Source organism: Shewanella sp. GJ50-10 (assembly GCF_055808815.1).
In genome coordinates this window covers 464,086-483,808 of sequence record NZ_JBVVSS010000001.1, presented here as the reverse complement: position 1 = coordinate 483,808, position 19,723 = coordinate 464,086, and the positions used below count along the sequence as shown (strand labels likewise).

At 42.4% G+C, this 19,723-nt stretch carries 13 protein-coding genes; 5 read left to right on the top strand and 8 right to left on the bottom strand.

Translation table 11 applies throughout. The features are described from left to right. Positions 1–1,582: 1,582 nt before the first annotated feature. The 3 genes from lysS to AC0L4E_RS01965 all read right to left on the bottom strand — a co-directional run bounded on the left by lysS (position 1,583) and on the right by AC0L4E_RS01965 (position 6,139). Positions 1,583–3,085 carry a lysine--tRNA ligase gene (gene lysS / locus AC0L4E_RS01975; RefSeq protein WP_473677767.1) on the bottom strand — a complete coding sequence of 501 codons (1,503 nt, stop codon included), beginning with the start codon at positions 3,083–3,085 and terminating at the stop codon, positions 1,583–1,585. A gap of 12 nt (positions 3,086–3,097) precedes the next feature. Further along, positions 3,098–4,196 (bottom strand): peptide chain release factor 2 gene (prfB, locus tag AC0L4E_RS01970; RefSeq protein ID WP_473677766.1). Its coding sequence is split into 2 segments (ribosomal slippage): positions 3,098–4,120 and positions 4,122–4,196, totalling 1,098 coding nucleotides; the frame shifts between segments, so codons are not numbered across the junction. A gap of 278 nt (positions 4,197–4,474) precedes the next feature. Further along, complete coding sequence (locus AC0L4E_RS01965; protein WP_473677765.1) at positions 4,475–6,139, bottom strand: methyl-accepting chemotaxis protein; 1,665 nt, start codon at positions 6,137–6,139, stop codon at positions 4,475–4,477. 385 nt (positions 6,140–6,524) lie between these two features. On the opposite strand from AC0L4E_RS01965, the gene fdhF reads away from it, so the two are divergent. Next, positions 6,525–10,799 (top strand): formate dehydrogenase subunit alpha, encoded by a 4,275-nt coding sequence (fdhF, locus tag AC0L4E_RS01960; protein ID WP_473677764.1) that lies wholly within the window; start codon positions 6,525–6,527, stop codon positions 10,797–10,799. Between the two features lie 80 nt (positions 10,800–10,879). Here the strand turns inward: fdhF and AC0L4E_RS01955 are convergent, their stop codons facing one another. Continuing rightward, entirely contained in the window at positions 10,880–11,830 is a 951-nt protein-coding gene (locus tag AC0L4E_RS01955) for a LysR family transcriptional regulator (RefSeq protein ID WP_473677763.1), read from the bottom strand. 144 nt (positions 11,831–11,974) lie between these two features. Between AC0L4E_RS01955 and AC0L4E_RS01950 the strand changes: the two genes are divergently transcribed. Further along, positions 11,975–12,787 (top strand): enoyl-CoA hydratase/isomerase family protein, encoded by an 813-nt coding sequence (locus AC0L4E_RS01950; protein WP_473677762.1) that lies wholly within the window; start codon positions 11,975–11,977, stop codon positions 12,785–12,787. 119 nt (positions 12,788–12,906) lie between these two features. Here AC0L4E_RS01950 and chrA read toward each other — a convergent pair whose 3' ends face one another. Together chrA and ohrR are read right to left on the bottom strand one after the other, a co-directional pair. Then, the gene (gene chrA, locus AC0L4E_RS01945) at positions 12,907–14,058 is read right to left on the bottom strand and encodes a chromate efflux transporter (RefSeq protein ID WP_473677761.1); all 1,152 of its coding nucleotides are present in this window, start codon (positions 14,056–14,058) and stop codon (positions 12,907–12,909) included. A 126-nt stretch (positions 14,059–14,184) separates the two neighbouring features. Beyond that, the gene (gene ohrR, locus AC0L4E_RS01940) at positions 14,185–14,622 is read right to left on the bottom strand and encodes a transcriptional regulator OhrR (RefSeq protein WP_473677760.1); all 438 of its coding nucleotides are present in this window, start codon (positions 14,620–14,622) and stop codon (positions 14,185–14,187) included. 194 nt (positions 14,623–14,816) lie between these two features. On the opposite strand from ohrR, the gene AC0L4E_RS01935 reads away from it, so the two are divergent. After that, positions 14,817–15,008 carry a cytoplasmic protein gene (locus AC0L4E_RS01935; RefSeq protein WP_473677759.1) on the top strand — a complete coding sequence of 64 codons (192 nt, stop codon included), beginning with the start codon at positions 14,817–14,819 and terminating at the stop codon, positions 15,006–15,008. A gap of 98 nt (positions 15,009–15,106) precedes the next feature. Then, a complete protein-coding gene (locus AC0L4E_RS01930; RefSeq protein ID WP_473677758.1) occupies positions 15,107–15,739 on the top strand; it encodes a lysozyme inhibitor LprI family protein in 633 nt (210 codons plus the stop codon). A gap of 133 nt (positions 15,740–15,872) precedes the next feature. Here the strand turns inward: AC0L4E_RS01930 and AC0L4E_RS01925 are convergent, their stop codons facing one another. Both AC0L4E_RS01925 and AC0L4E_RS01920 read right to left on the bottom strand, forming a co-directional pair. Continuing rightward, the gene (locus AC0L4E_RS01925; protein ID WP_473677757.1) at positions 15,873–16,259 is read right to left on the bottom strand and encodes a glycine zipper family protein; all 387 of its coding nucleotides are present in this window, start codon (positions 16,257–16,259) and stop codon (positions 15,873–15,875) included. A 206-nt stretch (positions 16,260–16,465) separates the two neighbouring features. Then, complete coding sequence (locus tag AC0L4E_RS01920; protein WP_473677756.1) at positions 16,466–17,164, bottom strand: DUF3581 domain-containing protein; 699 nt, start codon at positions 17,162–17,164, stop codon at positions 16,466–16,468. Between the two features lie 320 nt (positions 17,165–17,484). On the opposite strand from AC0L4E_RS01920, the gene AC0L4E_RS01915 reads away from it, so the two are divergent. Beyond that, the gene (locus tag AC0L4E_RS01915; RefSeq protein WP_473677755.1) at positions 17,485–19,671 is read left to right on the top strand and encodes a TonB-dependent receptor family protein; all 2,187 of its coding nucleotides are present in this window, start codon (positions 17,485–17,487) and stop codon (positions 19,669–19,671) included. Positions 19,672–19,723 lie beyond the last annotated feature (52 nt).

The following is a 19,723-nucleotide window of genomic DNA, read 5'->3' as shown; positions in this document are numbered from 1 at the left end:
CGATCGGAAGCGTTAGCTATTTTTGAATAAGCATGAGGCTTGCTCGCTTTTAAGAGCAATTTCGTAGGGGCGGCAAGGGATATCGAAAAGGGAAATGCTGTTGTTTCCCTTTCGTCTGGTGTGGGCGAAGCGCCACGACTTTATTTCTTATTTCCACACTTACAAATTTCCAAACTTTGTTTGGATTAACATCGTGGGTTTTCCACCCACAACCGACCAAAAGGGAGTGGACGTCAACTCCCTCTTGGAACACCCACCCGCTCCAACGAAATAATCTGAAAAACGATTATTTCCAATGGAGTTTTCATAGCTTGCGGCTTTATTCGTAGCCCGCTTCGACAAGCTACGAAAATCACTAACGCTTACGATGGGGCGTCCCTTCCCCTCGAAAGCTAGCTGGCCGTCCATGGCCAGACTCACGCAATTTTCTTGCTTACCTCAATTCAAATTGAACATTCATAGAAGATCAAAAGCATAATAAATAGAGATAAAATCAACTTCCTGACAATTAGAAACAACAAGCGAACTTGCAGGCTCAATGTTCCCCCATTGAAATTGCTGAAATGCGTTGAAGAAAATAGCGTAAGCCTGACAGGACGTCAGGCTAGCTTTCGTTTGGCCATGGATGGCCGATCGGAAGCGTTAGCTATTTTTGAATAAGCATGAGGCTTGCTCGCTTTTAAGAGCAATTTCGTAGGGGCGGCAAGGGATATCGAAAAGGGAAATGCTGTTGTTTCCCTTTCGTCTGGTGTGGGCGAAGCGCCACGACTTTATTTCTTATTTCCATACTTACAAATTTCCAAACTTTGTTTGGATTAACATCGTGGGTTTTCCACCCACACCCGACCAAAAGGGAGTGGACGTCAACTCCCTCTTACTTTTTACTAAAAGCTAGGCCCACCCGCTCCAACGAAATAATCTGAAAAACGATTATTTCCAATGGAGTTTTCATAACTTTCGGCTTTATTCGTAGCCTGCTTCAGCAAGCTGCAACTTTGGTTTAATGAAGCTCTAACGCTTACGAAGGGCCGTCCCTTCCCCTCGAAAGCTAGCTGGCAATCCGTGGCCAGACTCTCGTGATTTTCATGCTTACCTCAAGTCAAATGGAACATTCAAGGAAGATCAAAACACTAACTTAGCTCGAACTATTAAATTTAGAAATGCTCTCTTAAACAACAAACGAGCCTGCGGGCACAACAATTCCCCATTGAAATTGCTGAAATGCGTTGAAGAAAATAGCGTAAGCCTGACAGGACGTCAGGCTAGCTTTAGTTGGCCATGGATGGCCTGTCTAAAGCGTTAGCTATTTTCGAATAAGTATGAGGCTTGCTCGCTTTTAGGAGCAATTTCGTAGGGGCGGCAAGGGATATCGAAAAGGGAAATGCTGTTGTTTCCCTTTCGTCGGGTGTGGGCGAAGCACCACGACTTTGATTTCTTATTAAGTAAACAAATAAAATAACTGTTACTGATAAGATCTAGAAAAATTCCCCACAAAAAAACCAGCCTTGCGGCTGGTTTTTAGTTTCTTGCTTTAAAGCAAAATTAAGCCCTGCTCTTAATGAACATCAGGCTTAACCAACAATTACCCTTGTGGGCGCATTGCTGGGAACAAGATCACGTCACGGATAGTGTGAGTGTTAGTGAATAACATCACTAAACGGTCGATACCAATACCTTGACCAGCAGTTGGCGGTAAGCCGTGCTCTAGTGCTGTGATGTAGTCAGCGTCGTAGAACATTGCTTCGTCATCACCTGCATCTTTTGCATCAACTTGCGCTTTAAAGCGGTTGTCTTGATCTTCTGCATCGTTGAGCTCAGAGAAACCATTAGCCACTTCACGTCCGCCGATGAAGAACTCGAAACGGTCGGTGATGAAATGGTTTTCATCGTTACGACGTGCAAGTGGTGAGATGTCAGCTGGGTAACCAGTAATGAAGGTAGGTTGCATTAACTGTGGCTCTGCAGTTTCACCGAAGATTTCTTCAAGTAATTGACCACAAGTCCAGAACTTCTCGATTGTCATACCAATGCTTTTCGCAAGGTTACGCATAAACTCAAGGTCTTTAACTTCTTCGTAAGTCATAGACTGAATTGTTTCGTTGTCTGGGTTGTACTTCTTAATCGCATCTAACATGCTTAAACGCGCGTAAGGACCACCAAAATCAACCGTATGCTCGCCGTATGGAAGTTGTGGAGAACCACAAAGTTCAGTCGCGATAGAGCTTAGCATTTCTTCAGTTAAGTCCATTAGATCGTTGAAATCAGCGTATGCCATATAGAATTCCATCATAGTGAATTCTGGGTTATGACGTGGCGATAAACCTTCGTTACGGAAGTTACGGTTTATTTCGAAAACTCGCTCGAAACCACCAACCACTAGACGCTTAAGGTAAAGCTCAGGTGCAATACGTAAGTACATAGCGATATCGAGTGCATTGTGATGCGTTTCGAATGGACGAGCTGAAGCGCCACCAGGGATGCTGTGCATCATTGGGGTTTCAACTTCCATGAACTCTTTTTTCACCATGAAGTTACGGATAGCCGAAACCACTTTTGAACGCATGACGAATGCTTCACGTGACTCTTCGTTAACGATTAGGTCAACGTAACGCTGACGGTAACGGGTTTCTTGGTCAGTTAAGCCGTGGAACTTTTCAGGTAGCGGACGCAATGCTTTAGTCAGCAATTGGTACTGCTCCATGTTCACGTATAAGTCGCCTTTACCAGAAAGGTGAAGCTTACCGGTCACACCGATGATGTCGCCGATGTCTAAACCTTGGAACGTGGCTTTAAGATCTTTTTGAACATCTTTGCCTGCGTACGCTTGAATGCGACCAGATACATCTTGGATAACCAAGAATGGGCCACGTTTAGCCATAACACGACCAGCGATTGAGCGCTGGATGTCCATGCCTTCCAATTCTTCTTTAGTGTGATGACCGTATTCAGCTTGAATATCGGCAGCCTTGTGTTTTCGATCGAAGTTATTTGGGTGACCATTTGCTGGGCAGTTTTCGCGGATGTGGTCTAACTTCGCGCGGCGCTCTGCAATTAACTTGTTTTCGTCTTGAGTTTGTTCAGTCATCTTCTTCTCTCGTTAAAGGCCAGATTTAAGGCTAGCTTCAATAAACTTGTCCAAGTCGCCATCTAAGACGCTTTGGGTATTTCGGTTTTCAACACCAGTACGTAAATCTTTAATACGGGCATCATCAAGCACGTACGAACGGATTTGACTGCCCCAACCAATATCTGATTTGGCGTCTTCCGCTGCTTGCTTATCAGCATTCTGTTTAAGCATTTCTAACTCAAACAGTTTAGCTTTTAATTGTTTCATTGCAGCGTCACGGTTCTTATGTTGCGAACGGTCATTTTGACACTGCACCACGGTATTCGTCGGTAAATGAGTAATACGAATTGCAGATTCTGTTTTGTTAACGTGCTGTCCACCAGCACCAGAGGCGCGGTAGGTATCGACACGTAGGTCAGATGGATTGATATCAATTTCAATCGAGTCGTCAATCTCTGGGTAAACGAATACCGAACAGAATGAGGTGTGACGCTTACCTGACGAGTCAAATGGTGACTTACGTACTAAACGGTGAACACCAGTTTCTGTACGTAATGAACCAAAGGCATATTCGCCATTAAACTTAATGGTTGCCCCTTTAATACCGGCGACATCACCATCGGTCACTTCCATCAATTCAGGTTTATAATCGTGGGCTTCGCCCCAACGTAAATACATACGTAAGATCATGTTAGCCCAATCTTGAGCTTCCGTTCCGCCTGAACCTGATTGAATATCTAAATAGCAGTTTGATGCATCATGTGGACCTGAGAACATACGACGGAACTCAAGTTCCTCTAAACGTTTTTCAAGACCATCAAGCTCAGCACTGGCATCATTGAAGGTTTCTTCATCGTCTTCTTCAATGGCAAGTTCGAGTAATCCTTCAATATCTTCAAGACCACTGTCCATATCATCAATCGTTTTTACAACGGCTTCTAATGATGAACGCTCTTTACCAAGTGCTTGGGCGTTATCTGGATCGTTCCATACTTCGGCACTTTCTAACTCACGTGTTACTTCTTCTAAACGCTCTTGCTTAGCAGCGTAGTCAAAGATACCCCCGAAGAAGTTCGGTGCGATCAGCGAGTTCCTTGATTTTGAATTTAACTGGATTTACTTCAAACATGATGATTTCTACTTTATGGAAATTTAGATTGCTGCAAACCGAGTATTCTAACCTATCGCCAGCGCTAAACCTAGGTCGTTTTAATGACTTTTTGTCACTTTAGTTGGCCATGATTACAATCAAGTAAGTTGAATAAGTTTGATGAACACATTAACTGACCTTTTATGAATTAATTAGACATAAAAAAGAGCCAAGCAACAAACGTTGCAATGGCTCTTTTATCTCAGTAAATACAATGAAATTAACTCACTGTTGGGCTTTATAATTCAATAATGGATTTACACCTTAAATTGACTCACCAACGTCGATAAGTAATCTCCAGAACTTGCCACAGTAGTACTGACTTCTGCCGCTTGCTGACTTGACGACAATAGCTCGTTAACGATTTCTTGCACTGAAGTAATATTGCGATTAATTTCCTCTGTCACTGAGCTTTGCTCTGTTGCCGCCGTAGCAATTTGGGTGCTCATATCATTAATGCTGGTAACAGAAGATGTTACCGCACCAAGGCTTTCTGATATCGCTTTTGATGAATCCACTGAGCGCACGCCGCTTTTCTGACTTTGCTCCATAGCATCAACGGCCTGACTGACTAAATTATGCAATTCCGATAGCATTTCATTAATCTCAACCGTGCTGGCTTGGGTGCGACTAGCAAGGCTGCGAACTTCATCGGCGACAACAGCAAAACCTCGGCCTTGCTCGCCAGCCCTTGCTGCTTCAATAGCTGCATTTAATGCCAGCAAATTGGTCTGTTCAGCAATACCGCCAATCACAGATAACACCGAATTAATCTTTTTAGACTGCTCGCTAAGTGACTCAATATTACCCGCTGCACTGTCAATTTGAGTCATTAATTGCGACACCTCATTAAGCGAGATATCAACACACTCTTGCGCTTTTAATACAAAATCAGAGGCATCTTCAGTGGCTTCAGCAACGCTATTAGTGTTTTGGGCAACATCGTTAGCGGTGGCTGACATTTCAGTAATCGCGGTGACTATCTGGTCGACTTCGCTGTTATGACTATAAAGCTGATTTGAAATTGTCACAGTTTGATCGTTGATGGTTTTAGCCGCGCCTTTTACTTCATCGGTCGCCCCCGATACTTCAGTGATAATGGCTTGCAGTTTTTCAACAAACAAATTAAATGCCAACCCTAACTGAGCAATTTCATCACTGCCATTTACGACTAATCTTTGGGTTAAATCCCCATCGCCATTGGCAATATCATTTAATGAGTGAGCCATATTCTGAATCGGCTGCACCATCCGATGGGCAATAACAATTAACGATACTGCGGTGATGACTCCTAATATTGAAGTGAGCAGTAAGAATGACAACACGCTCGCGTTCATTTCCTCTTGCTTAGTGGTTTCAAAATTGGCAATCACATCTTCAATATCATCAATATACGCACCCGAACCTAGCATCCAATTGGTATTGGGGATCATGACCGCATAGCCCAGTTTTTCGGTTAATCCTTGAGTGTTGGGCTTTTGGTAATAATAAGAGAAGTTACCTTCACCCGATTTGGCCGCATTCAATAAACCGACAATTATTTTTGTCCCATTAGGATCGGTCATATCGATTTTGTTTTGGCCTTCAAGCTGAGGTTGCATCGGGTGGAAGATATTTACCCCCGCATCATCATAAATAAAAAAGTAACCTGCACTACCAAAGCGTAGATCCCTTAACGCTTGATTCACGCTACCTTGGTCACCTAAATTAAGTTGGTACTCAACTACACCTTGAGCAATTTCGACAGCTTCTTTGAGTTGATTTTTACGTTCTAACACTAACTCGTGACGAAAATCATTAATGTCATTATTTAAAGATTTTTGCTCACTGATATAGAACAGCACTAACACTAGGGTGAGAATGACAAAAAGAGGAATAAGAGACAGTGCAAGCAGCTTATTTCGAAGGGATAAACGCAGCATATAACTTACCTTAAAAGTTGATAACCTTTAAAGTATATATGTCATCTTCAATTTAACTTTATAAATTTGACATTAATAACAAGCCGGTCACAAACATTACCATTTCGTGATACACGTTAGCGTTCACTTAACAAGATAAGGCTAATAACTTAGCATCATTTCAACTCATGCGATCGCTGAACCATCTTGCAAACTAAGGGCGATCAACTTCAAATTTTCAATACCAACAAATCTGCTTGGCGCACAAAATCCCCCCTGAGCGTGAGACTGTTTGCAAAAAAGGCCACCCACTATCCCAGTTCATTCTGTTCCTATCTAAATCAGTATATTTTGTAGGACTAATAAAGGCTTTAAAGCCAAAGATAACTCTAACAAGGCCTTCAAGATGATTACACTCAAAATAGACGGCAAGTCTTTGTCGGTTAATAGTGAAAGGAATCTTCTACAAGCTGCACAGGAAGCAGGCATTATTATCCCTAGCTTATGTGACTCGAACTCTACAGATAATCAACACAAACAAGACTGTAATCTTTGTGTTGTTGATATTAAAAACAACGATGGCAGTTGCCGCAAAGCCAAGGCGTGTAAAACTCTCGTTGCCAACGACATGCAAGTCACTACCCAAACAGCTGAGTTAAGTGAACTTCGCCGTGAAGCATTAACTCATATTTTGTCTGATCATTTTGCTGACTGTGAAGCGCCCTGTCAGCAAGCCTGCCCTGCTGGCGTTGATATACAAAGTTACCTGCATCATATCGCCCAAGGTAATCACACCGAAGCTGTAAAAGTGATTAAGCAAACCTTACCACTGCCTTTATCTATTGGCCGTGTATGTCCTGCATTTTGTGAAGCAGAATGTCGCCGAGGTTTAGTGGATGAGCCCGTTGCCATTCGTCAGTTAAAGCGCCACGCCGCGGATCTTGATTTAGCTGATGACAATAGTTACCAAATTGAGCGTAAGCCAGATACGGGTAAGAAAGTTGCCATTATTGGTAGCGGCCCAGCGGGATTAAGTGCTGGTTACTTTTTAGCAAACCAAGGCCATGAAGTCCGCATTATTGAGTCCATGCCACAAGCTGGCGGCTGGCTTCGTTACGGTATTCCAGAGTACCGTTTACCAAAAGATATTCTCGATAAAGAAATTGCCCTACTCAGCAATAATGGCCTTGAAATCGAGACCAATACTCGCCTTGGTGAAGACGTCCATTTAAAGCAACTCACTGATGACTATGACGCGGTTTGTTTAGCCATTGGCGCGCAAAAAGCCGTGCCGATGAACTATCCAGGTAGCGAATTGGCTGGTTGCTATTTAGGTGTCGATTATTTACGGGATTACTGCACTGAACAAACCTTCACTATAGGTAAAAAAGTCGCCGTGATTGGTGGCGGTAACACCGCTATTGATTGTGCTCGCACCGCAGTTCGTGCTGGCCATGATGTCACGCTTATCTATCGCCGTACCCGCGATGCGATGCCAGCTGAGCCTTATGAAGTGCATGAAGCAGAAGTCGAGGGAGTAAAGTTTCACTTTTTAACCAATCCAGTTGAAAATATCAGTGATGATAATGGCCAAGTGACCGCCATTAACCTTGCAAAAATGGCATTAGGCGAACCAGACTCATCAGGCAGACGCTCACCTAAAGCCACTGGTGAAACCTTTATTGAAGCCTTTGATACTGTGATTGCCGCGGTATCTCAAACACCAGACATGAGTTTTTTAGAGCACCCTGACAGTTTCTTAACTAGCGGAGAAATCGCCTTAAGTCGCTGGAATACCTTTATTGGCTGTGAACACACCATGTCAGCAGGTGTTGATAAGCTATTTGTGATTGGTGATTCCCGAACAGGACCCGCCACAGCAGTAGCAGCAATTGGTGATGGTCGCAAAGCGGCCGTGGCAATCGATAAGCTACTTAATCAAGGATTAAGCTGCGAGCTAACGCCGCAACAATTTAATGCAACTAAGGCACCTAAAACCGCAGATTTAAGCGCCGAACTTTACCCAAGCACTCAAACTGAAGCCCGCTACAAAATGGCTGAGTTAAGTGCCATTGAACGCCAGCTTAACTTTAATGAAGTTGAGCAAGGCTTTGAGCACACAGAGGCAATGAAAGAAGCAGCTCGCTGTTTAGAGTGTGCCTGTCAGGCCAATACTGATTGTAAGCTGCGAGATTACGCCACTGAATATCATGTTGAAGCCAAGTCACTCGATACCGCCAGCATGCAGCAATTTGCCGTAGATAAAACCAGCCCATTTATTCAGTTTGATGCTAACCGCTGTATTAGTTGTGGTAAATGTGTCGATATTTGTGACCAGCAAAGCGGCCATAGTGCGATTCGATTTGAGCAAGACAGCTTTCAAGCGCTGCCGACTGAGTTAACGGATCAAGCATGCCAATTACGTCAAGCGCCTCGAGTGGGCTTTAAAGCTACGATGGCCGACAGTGATTGCGTGCAATGCGGAAACTGCGTGCAAGTTTGCCCAACGGGTGCGTTAGTCGATTCTCGTGATAAACGCCAAGGCAGTACCGAACAACTTGAAACGACCTCAACCATTTGTACCTATTGTGGTGTCGGTTGTCGTATTAACGTTAGCGTATCACCATCAACAGGCAAAATTTGCCACGTTGAAGGCAGTAACGATTCAGACGTAAACGAAGGTATGTTGTGTGTTAAAGGCCGCTTTGGTTACGACTTTATTCAAAGTGAGCAACGTTTAACTACACCACTGATGCGTAAAAATGGTGAACTAATTCCATGCACATGGGATGAAGCGATTGACACCATTGCAGGTAAACTCAGCCAAGTAAAAGCCAGTAAAGGTGGCGATGCCATTGCCACTTTGGCGTCGGCGAAAGCGACCAATGAAGATAACTACTTATTGCAAAAGTTTGTCCGCAGTGTGCTAGGTACCAATAACGTCGACCATTGTGCCCGCTTATGTCATGCAAGTACGGTATCTGCGCTGCAGCAAAGTTTAGGTAGCGGCGCGATGACCGGTGATATCCCGGGAATTAAAGATTCAGAGTTAATCTTTATTTTGGGCTCAGACACCTGTAATGCGCACCCCATTATTGCCTCTAAAATCAAGCAAGCCATTCGTCATCATGGTGCCCGTTTGCTGGTTGCCGATCCTAAGCGAGTCTCTATTGCAGATGAAGCCGAGCTTTATGTGGCGCAAAAACCGGGCAGCGATGTGGCCTTAATCAACGCCATTATGGCCGAGATAATCCGTCATGATTGGCATGACACTGATTACATTGCTGCGCACACTGAAGGTTTTGATGCAGTAATCGATACAGTACTGCAAGCTGAATATAGCTTAGAAAATGCCGCCAAAGTGTGTGGGATCAGTGCAGATAATATTGCTGCAATGGCAAGAATGATCGGCACCGCTGAAAAGACTGCCATCTACTATGCCATGGGCATTACCCAGCATACCTCTGGCCATGACAATGTGACTGCAATTTCTAACCTGCAAATGCTATGTGGCAACTTAGGTAAGTCAGGTGCAGGTATTAACCCACTACGCGGTCAAAGCAATGTGCAAGGTGCCTGTGACATGGGTGCATTGCCGCAGTATTACACTGGCTATCAAAAAGTCGATAACCCAGTCGTTCAGGCGAAGTTTGAGCAGCATTGGAATACCACGCTATCACCAAATGTAGGCTTGACCGCTACTGAAGTGATGCATGCTATCAGTCACGATAAAGTCGATGCACTTTATGTGATGGGCGAAAATCCAGTACTTAGCGATCCCGACCAAGCCCACGTATTTGAAGCATTAGAGAAAATTCCATTCTTAGTTGTGCAAGATATCTTTTTGACTGAAACCGCTCAAATGGCTGATATCGTTTTACCTGCGGCTTCATTTGCTGAAAAACTCGGCCACTTCACTAACACCGAACGCCGCGTGCAGCGTCTGCAACCAGTGCTAACACCACCTGGGCAAGCTAAACAAGATTGGAAAATCGTTCATGCTATTGCCAACAAAATGGGCGCAAATTGGAATTATGCTAACGAGCAAGCTATTACTGATGAGATAAATCAAGTCACGCCACAATATCAAGGTATCACTTGGGACAGGCTCAATAATGATGCACAAGGCAAACCTAGCAAAGGCATTCAATGGCCATGTGCTAGCGAGCAAGATGCGGGCACTTCGGTGCTGCATCAAACTGGGCCAATTAAAGGCAAAGGTTTGTTTACTGCCGTTGAGCATCGTAGTCCCGCGGAGCCTACCGATGACGAATATCCATTGATATTATCGACGGGTCGCTTGTTAGAGCAATTCCATACCGGCACCTTAAGTCGTAAAACCCAAGGTTTAGACACATTAGGTTCACCGCGGGTGATGATTTCTGTGTTTGATGCAGAGCAATTAGGCGTGAACAATGGCGATATGCTAAAACTGTCGACTCGTCGCGGCGAAATTGAAATCAGCGCTTTTGTCACTAAGCGAGCCCAAGCTGGAGTATTGTTTTTGCCGTTCCATTTTGTAGAAGCGGCCGCCAATAAGCTCACTATTAATGCCATTGACCCTGTGGCAAAAATTCCTGAGTTTAAAGTGTGTGCCGTAAAAGCTGAATTACTGACCCAAACCCCATTGGTCAAACAGCTGAAAGGACTAGTGAACCAAGAAAATGCACTGCTAGCTTAGGGTTGATTTTTAGATAAAAAACATAAAAGCCCTGAGCTGAGCTCAGGGCTTTTTATTAATTGAATATACTAACAATGGTTTCACGTAGCATTACCGTACATGGTGTCGAACCCGGGTATACGCGACTCCCAAATAGGCTTTTTATCGCCAATCACTTCCTTCAGAGTTTCAATAAATAGTTTTGTTTTTAAAGGTGAATCTCTATGAGGATATACTGCGTAAAAGGTGCCATAATCGGCCAAGTTCACATGAGTCATTATTGGTATTAGCTGACCAGCTAAAATCTCATTTTCAATCATCTGAGCCGTAGTCACGGTGAACATTCTTCCAGCGACTGCTGTGTTAACCATCATTTCAACTTCATTGACTTTATAAGCGCAATTAAGCTGAATAAATCCTTCGTCCCCCAAGGCGTCATGATACTTAAACTTATCAATAACTAATCCATTCGCAGAATATACAACTGCAGGTAGACTCTCTAGCTTTGGAATTGAGTTCGGTTGACCATATTTTTCGACAAACTCTGGTGCAGCGACAATGAGTAACCTGTTCCTCGCTATTTTTCTTGCAATCAAATTCGACTCTTTAGGCTCGCCAATTCGAAACCCAATATCAAAGCCTTCTCCGATTAAATCAACTTTCCGATCTTCTAACAATAGCTCTACGCTAATGTCTGGATACTGAGCCTGAAACTTCAAAATAGCTTGCTGAACATACTGACGACCAAACAGCGTAGAACTGGAAATCTTAAGGTTTCCCCTAGGTTCACTGTGATAATTCTCAGCTAAACGCTTAGCATTATTGAGTAAGTCTCTCAATTGCTTTGCTTGATTCACCATCTCCGCTCCAGCAGCAGTTAATGACAATGAACGTGTCGTTCTATTCAGTAGATGCACACCAAGCTCTTTCTCTAATTTGTCTATCTGCTTGGAAATGGCAGACCGATTGACATTCCTATGTTCAGATACTTTTGCAAAGCTACCTAACTCTGAAACTTCAAGTAACAGTAATAATCGACTCGCGAGATCCATATAAGCTCAATTGTTTCCATTTTGGAATCAGTATAGTTCACTTTAGCTTGTATATGGATGCTAATAAATTTTTTATAGTGGCTATCTAGATTCGAAGTGACACAAACGTTGTCGCTAACTTGATTGTTATAAGAGGAAATTATTATGAATAAATTGATGATATCTAAAGAAGCAGGCGTGGCAACAGTACTTATAAAAAACCCTCCTGTTAATATTTTAACCATTGATTTAATTAACGAGTTGAACTCATTTATCTTGTCATTAAAAGATGATCGAGAAACTAAAGCTGTTGTATTCACATCTTTTCATGATGCATTTTTTATTGCTCATTTAGATCTTAACGTGATTAATGGAACAACAGGTGGGCAAGCATCATCTATAGAATTTAACCACCTGATTGCCAACATTAAAGCAATGAAACAACTTTCTATTGCTGTGGTTAATGGTGTAGCACGCGGCGGCGGTAATGAATTTGTTATGGCATGTGATTTAGCTTACGGCACCGAAAATTCCGCTTTTGCACAACCAGAGCTATACATCAATATCCCAACGGGTGGACAAGGGGCGGTGCAATTTGCTCGTCGTTTAGGTAAAGGAAAAGCGCTTCAAGCATTACTCACTGGCGCAGATTTTAGCCCTCAGCAAGCTGAAGCATTAAACATAATTACTCAGTTTGTACCAGAAGCAGAAATTGAATCGTTTATAGCTCAATTACTTGCCATAGTCGTTGGCTGGGAAATACGTGATATTGTCATGTATAAAGAGATTATTGCTGCTTCTATAAAGAATGAAGATGTGGGGACTGAGCTTGAATTACGCTACTTTTTAGAACGAGCGAAAGAAGAAAAAACGCAAACGATTATTAGCGCTTTCCTTAAGCACGGAGGCCAAACTGAAAGAGAAGCAAAAGACATGCAAGGCATTTTTGCCGACACAGCCGCTGAACTTGCGAAATAAAGGCTAAACATTAATTGTGGTAACCACTAAAAAGTCGGTTACCACTTTTTGTATTTCAATCATCAGCAGTAGCTAATTAACGATTATTGGTAATTAACTACTATTGCTGGTGATACCTTTTATAAAAAGCTAACCAGTGCGCCTGTTATCGCAAAACCAAGTACCAATAATACAATGTTAGGTTTGGCAATCTTCAATACGGCAAAGCCAATTAACACTAGCGCCATATCAATGGGTTCAACCACTGCCGAGGTAAATACTGGGCTATAAAGTGCAGCTAATAGTAATCCAACTACTGCGGCATTCACGCCAGCAATCGCCCCTGAAATGGCAGGTCTTTCACTAATAGCATGCCAGCTTTTAAGTCCCACCAGCATTAATAAAAAGCCAGGAATGAAAATAGCTAATGTCGCGACAATAGCACCTAATATAGGTTGCTCTAACCATAAATCAGCGCCTAAAAAGGTTGCCAAGGTGAACATAGGTCCAGGAACCGCTTGCGCTAATGCATAACCCGTTAAGAAGCGATCTGAACTCACCATTTCACCGACATTGGCTTCAAGCAGGGGCAGTACAACATGCCCGCCGCCAAACACTAAACTACCCACTTGATAAAACTGGGCAAAAACTTGTCCTAAAGTGCCTGTTTGATTGATGAAATAAAAGCTGGCGAGTAAGCCTATGATAAATACGCTCAGCCAAACATAATTCAGCTTTATCGGTGTATTGTCTGGGGTAATGTTTTCGCCTTTAGTCAGCAGCACTAAACCTATGATGGCAGCGACTAACAGCACCACTATTTGAGTTAATAGCGATGGAAATAGCATAATACTTGCCGCAGTTGCGACCATTAACATGCGCGCGGTTTTACGTTGGCAAAATTGACCGAACATACCTAGTGTTGCATCTGCAACCACCACTACAGCCAGTAATTTCAGGCCATGAATAACGCCGCCAACCACTTGGGTTTCAAGCCAATGCGCACTAGTTACAGCCAGCAAAAAGAGTAAAACAAAGGAAGGCAAAGTGAAGCCAACAAAAGCGGCAATCGCGCCAGCAAGACCACCGCGATGGTACCCAATAGCAAAGCCTACTTGGCTTGAGCCTGGTCCGGGCATAAACTGGCTTAACGCCACTAAACTGCCATAGCGTTTATCATCAAGCCAGTTCAGCTCTTTAACAAAGGTTTGCCTGAAGTAACCTATATGGGCTGCTGGGCCACCAAAACTAATAAAACCTAATGCTAAAAAGCGGGTAAAAATTTGCCACATAATCAAACGACTTCCATTTCCTTTTACCAAAGGATAGTGCTCAAGCCAATGTTGAGATTGATGGGTATGATAAATTGAAGTATATGACAGTTTAATTTAACTTTTATGACAGAAGTGTAAATTAGTTTAACCTTGTAAATGCTTCAACGCTTTTTCGCTTAACTGCTTTAATTGTCGTAGTTCATCGCTATTACCGCCCACTTTACAACGCATTAATTCAGGGATTTTTTTAGCTTGCTCATGCAAGGCTGTACCTTCTTCAGTGAGATGCAAAACTCTAACTCGTTCGTCTTCTTTGTTGCGATCGCGGATCACCAACCCTTTCAGTTCCAATCGTTTTAAAAGTGGTGTTAACGTACCTGAATCTAAATGTAGTTTCTCACCGAGGATTTTGACACTGATACCAGACTCTTTCCAAAGCACCATCATCACTAAATATTGCGGATAGGTCAGTGATAGCTCATCCAGTAACGGGCGATATGCTCGGATAAGTGCATTAGTAGCACTGTACATAGCAAAACACACTTGGTTTTCTAGTGCTAAGGGATCAAGTTCTTGGCTCATGATCGCTCCTAATTTTTTAAATGGTTTGGCTTAAATAGCAGTAATTTATCTTAGCATATTTTAATTGCGCGCAAGGTAATAGCCATTCAGAAAAAATTTGTAAAATACACTTCAGAGTTTTATTAGGAAGTCGATAACAAGTTAAGCTATCTACATGTCGTATTGAATAGCCATAATTTAATAAGTGAGCTCCCATGTCTTTATCTATTAACTCTCCATCATCAATGCCAACTAACATCGATTCAGGTAGCAGTTTAAAAATCGCTGTTATGGCCAAAAATCAGCAAAAGGTAGAAGGACAAATGGCAATGCAGTTAATTGAAGCAGCTCAACCCCAACCGCAACCTGTTGGAAATGCAGGTCATATCATCAGCACTAAAGCGTAAATTTAGCATCGAAAGTTAGCGTCTAAAAACTGTACTAATTAAATCTGAATACGCTATGATTTGTTCTATAAGAGATTTAGAACAGGATGTTATAAACAATGCGTATTCAGACTTGGCTATTCACTTCACTCGCTTTATCTAGTGCCTTACTTTCTTTTTCAGTGTTTGCCACTGACTCAATATCCCCCGCATATGATTGTCAAAAAGCTCAGGGACAAGTCGAAATATTAATTTGCAAAGACGAGCAATTAGCTAAGCTAGATCTGCAGTTATCTACGACTTACCAAAAAGCGATTAATCAAATAGGTAACGATGAGCTAGCAAATTTTAAAGCGTTTCAAAGAGGCTGGATTAAAGGACGCAACGATTGCTGGAAAGCCGCAGATATTAAGCAATGTGTACAATCATCTTATGAAACTCGATTAACTGAATTACAAATTGCTGCCGCTGAATTCGAAGTACCTGAACCCATTCAGTATGAATGCGGTTTGAAAGCAAATGGCACCCTAACCAAAATCACCGCTTATTTTTATAATGAAACCGCCCTACCTGCAGCGATGCTGACTATAACTCCAACGTCCAATTATATTCAAGCCACCAATTTAGCGCTATTAACTCGCACTGCATCAGGCGCTAAATACCAAGGACAAAACTTCAGTTTTTGGACCCACCAAGGCGAAGCTATTTTTAGCCAATTTGAGCAAGCAGATTTAAACTGCACAATACAATAGCCATAGCTAAACTAGCTATAAGTACAGTAGCCATCATTGCAGCAAACTTAAATTAATGATGACAGTTAAAACAAAAAACCATGTCATTCGACATGGTTTTTTATGGGGCTAATAAGATCAAACTAAAACATGATTAGTTTAAAATGGTATAGCCACGGTTTGCCATACAGTTGCGAATAACGGTTTCTTTTTCCGCTTGGTAGTTTGCTTCGTTCGCTCGTCTGTCACGAGAACCACCTAATAAACCTGAAGCAACCCCAACGCCAGCACCAATTTTAGCACCATCAGAACCACTTCCACCGGCAATTGCAGTACCAGCCGCGCCAACTGCAGCGCCTTTGGCTGCGCTACTTACCACGCCACGAGAACTGGTATTCTTTTGTACTTGTTGCGACATTTCAGTGCACTGATGCTCATCATAAACAAAATCTTTATCATCAACGCCCGTTTTATCATAAATGATATTTGCGTTGGCAGAGAAAGCAAAAAAGGTCAGAGAAATCAGTAATAATTTTTTCATGTGCATGCCTCAAACTGGAGAAAACTTGACTGCAAAAAAGCTCTTTAAACGCTGTAATGCAAGTAACAATTGCTATCCTACCTAAAGCTTAGTGTAAAAACGGAATATCGTATTTAACCATTGGAATAACGCTATCTAACAAATGCAAAAAAGCAGCGATATACGCTGCTTTTTTACATTTTGAATGAAACGACTTTAATATAAAGTTAGCTCAGTTTACTGCTTTCATAGGTGTGGCACATTTGTTGAGCTTGTTCTTCGTTATATTCTCGCAGACCGCTTAATACTAATGTTTTAACACCGGTTCCAATAACCTTACCTTCGCTTTTTAACGCAAACTGTAGAGTCACATCTCCACGTTTGCCATTAATGTCCATGTGTTGTTCTATTAATTCCAAGCTCATTTCGGTGAAATCGAAGGTATCTAAATGAAACGACATACTTTCATATATTACCAATGGACGCATTGGATTAATCATCACGTTATATTGCTTCATCATAGGTACTAATACATGAATGAAGTTAAGTCCTGAAAAGGCGACATAACTTTTAATGAAAGCTGCGGTTTGTACGTCGCACTGACATACCTCGCCTTGACGTTCGATATGTAAATACTCTTTGCCTTTGGTGTCACAAATACTAAAGTTTTCACCCGCTTGGTTATCAAGGTTTAACTCAATACCATCTCCTACCATGCCGGCAAATTTAAACTGCATGTTTTGGCTTAAACCGAATTCAGTTAACACTAAGGCAAAAAGCAAATCGCCTGGAACACAGAAACGTTTAGCACCGACATTATGAATAGGGTTAAAGTCTTCTGCGACGAGCTTGGCAAAATCGCTGGCTTGTTGGGCTGAAATAAACACACTCTGATCTTGCTTGGCATAATAAGGTGACAAAAACATATACATCCATTCTTATATCGTGAAAGAAATCCCTCTCTCATCGAGTTGGGCTTTTTTATTTGTTCCGAGTGTACTAGAAAAAACCTAAAACACTCAGCCGATGACTCATTTAAAAAATGAAACTCGAACCATTAACCACATACAACGTGTGACCTAGTTCCCAACTATGTTAATTCAAACTACAAAAGCAGCGCAAATGTTAACAACGATCAAGTAAATGTTGATTTTGAGGTTTATTTCAGTAAACTCCACGACATTAAGATACAAATAGAAATAATTTCTATTTGCATTTTGTTTACAAGTCGTCTTTGGAGAACAGCATGACTCAGCGCAACAGCCTTCGTATTAGTATTCTAGCCAGTGCCCTTCTAGCCACTTTCGCAGCAACAGCTGATGAAAATGAATCAAACGCAACCATGGAGCAAATCTCTATTTTTGGTAGCTCTAACCCAGTTAATAATGTGCCAGGTAGTGCCCATGTTATTAACGACGTTGAAATAGAGAACTTCAAATATACAGATATCATGCGTACGCTAGCGTCTGTACCAGGTGTGTATATTCAGGAAGAAGATGGTTACGGTTTACGTCCTAACATCGGTATGCGCGGTACAGGTCAAAATCGCTCTGAAAAGATTACTATCATGGAAGATGGCGTTCTTGCGGCTCCTGCACCTTATGCATCACCTGCTGCTTACTATTTCCCTACCTCAGGCAGAATGCAAACAGTAGAAATTATGAAAGGGGGTTCTACCCTAAAATACGGCCCTCGCACCACAGGCGGTATTGTTAACATGATTTCACGTCAGATCCCGCAAGAAGAATTAGCAGGTGGAATTGATGTTGCAGCAGGCCAAGATGGATTTGCTAAATTGCATGCTCATGCTGGTGGTCAGGGCGAACGTGTAGGTGCAGTAGCTGAAGTTTATCGTTATCAAGCTGATGGTTTCCGCGATATTAATGGTGTAGGCGGTGACACTGGTTTTACTAAGAATGATGCACTTGCAAAAATTAGCATCGACAGTAGCGAAGATGCGAAATACCAACAACGCGTTGAACTAAAATTAAAGTATTCTGATGAGGTTTCAAACGAAACTTACATGGGATTAACTGAAGAAGATTACAACAATAGTCCTTTCACTCGTTATTCTGCTTCACAAAAAGATGTAATGACAACGGATCATAAACAGATCCAGTTGAACCACATCATTGATTTCAATGACTCTGTGACTTTGGCAACGACAGCGTACTATAACAACTTCGCCCGTAACTGGTACAAAACCTCTAAAGTGGATGGTCAAAGCTTAAGCAGTGGCGGTATTGAAGCGGCGGCAGATTTTGATCGTGATCCATCAGCTGCATCGCCAATTGATGTTCAAGTCAAAGCCAACAACCGTGAATACTTGTCTCAAGGTATTCAAACTGAGCTAAATTGGTTATTAGGTGATCATGAGCTATCGTTTGGTGCTCGTTACCACGAAGACGAGATGGATCGTTACCAGTGGGTTGATACTTATGAGCTAAACAACAACCAAGTGATGTCACTGACTGACAGCGGTACACCGGGCACTGATTCAAACCGTATCGATAGTGCAGAAGCGTTAGCCCTTTATGTTCAAGACCAAATTACATTAGGTGATTTAGCGATTACTGCTGGTCTTCGCTATGAAGATGTAACCACTCAACGCCGTGACTGGGGCAAAGCAAATCCTGGCCGTGAAGGTGCTCCAGATAAAGATATCAGCAACAGCTTTGATGTGTTATTGCCTTCTGTTGCCGCGACATACCACATCACTGATGATCTTATTGTGTTAGCCGGTGTTCAAAAAGGTTTTGCACCTTCTGCGCCTGGTAATGACGATGGCGAAGAAGAAGAAAGCTGGAACTACGAAGCTGGCCTTCGTTACAACACGGGTGCCTTAAGCTCAGAAGCCATTGTTTTCTACAGTGACTACAGCAACATGCACGGTAACTGTACTGCTGCGCAAGGTTGTGATGATGACAATATTGGCAACCAATACAATGCAGGTGAAGTAGAAGTAACCGGTCTAGAACTTAGCTTAGGTTACGAGTTCAACCAAACAGGTGAATTTACTTTCCCTGTAAAAATGGCTTACACCTACACCAGTGCTGAATTCCAAAACAGCTTTAGTTCAGACTTTGAGTCTTGGGGCGATGTTGTAAAAGGTGACGAACTCCCTTACCTTCCTGATAACCAGCTATTTATTTCAGCAGGCGTACAAGCAGAGTCTTGGCAGGTAACTATTGCAGGTCGTTATACTTCTGACATGCGCACAAAAGCGGGTCAAGGTACGATTCCTTCTGATGAACTCATTGCAGATAAAACTATTGTCGATTTATCAGCGCGTTACTTCATCAGTGATGCATCAGAAGTTTACCTAACGGTTGATAACTTGTTTGATGAAACCTATATGACCACTCGTATCCATGGCTCTATCTTCTCAGGTAAGCCACAAACTGCCACATTAGGTTATAACTACAAGTTCTAAATTTATAGTTAGTTATACCGTTTAAAAGCCAGCTTTTTAGCTGGCTTTTTTA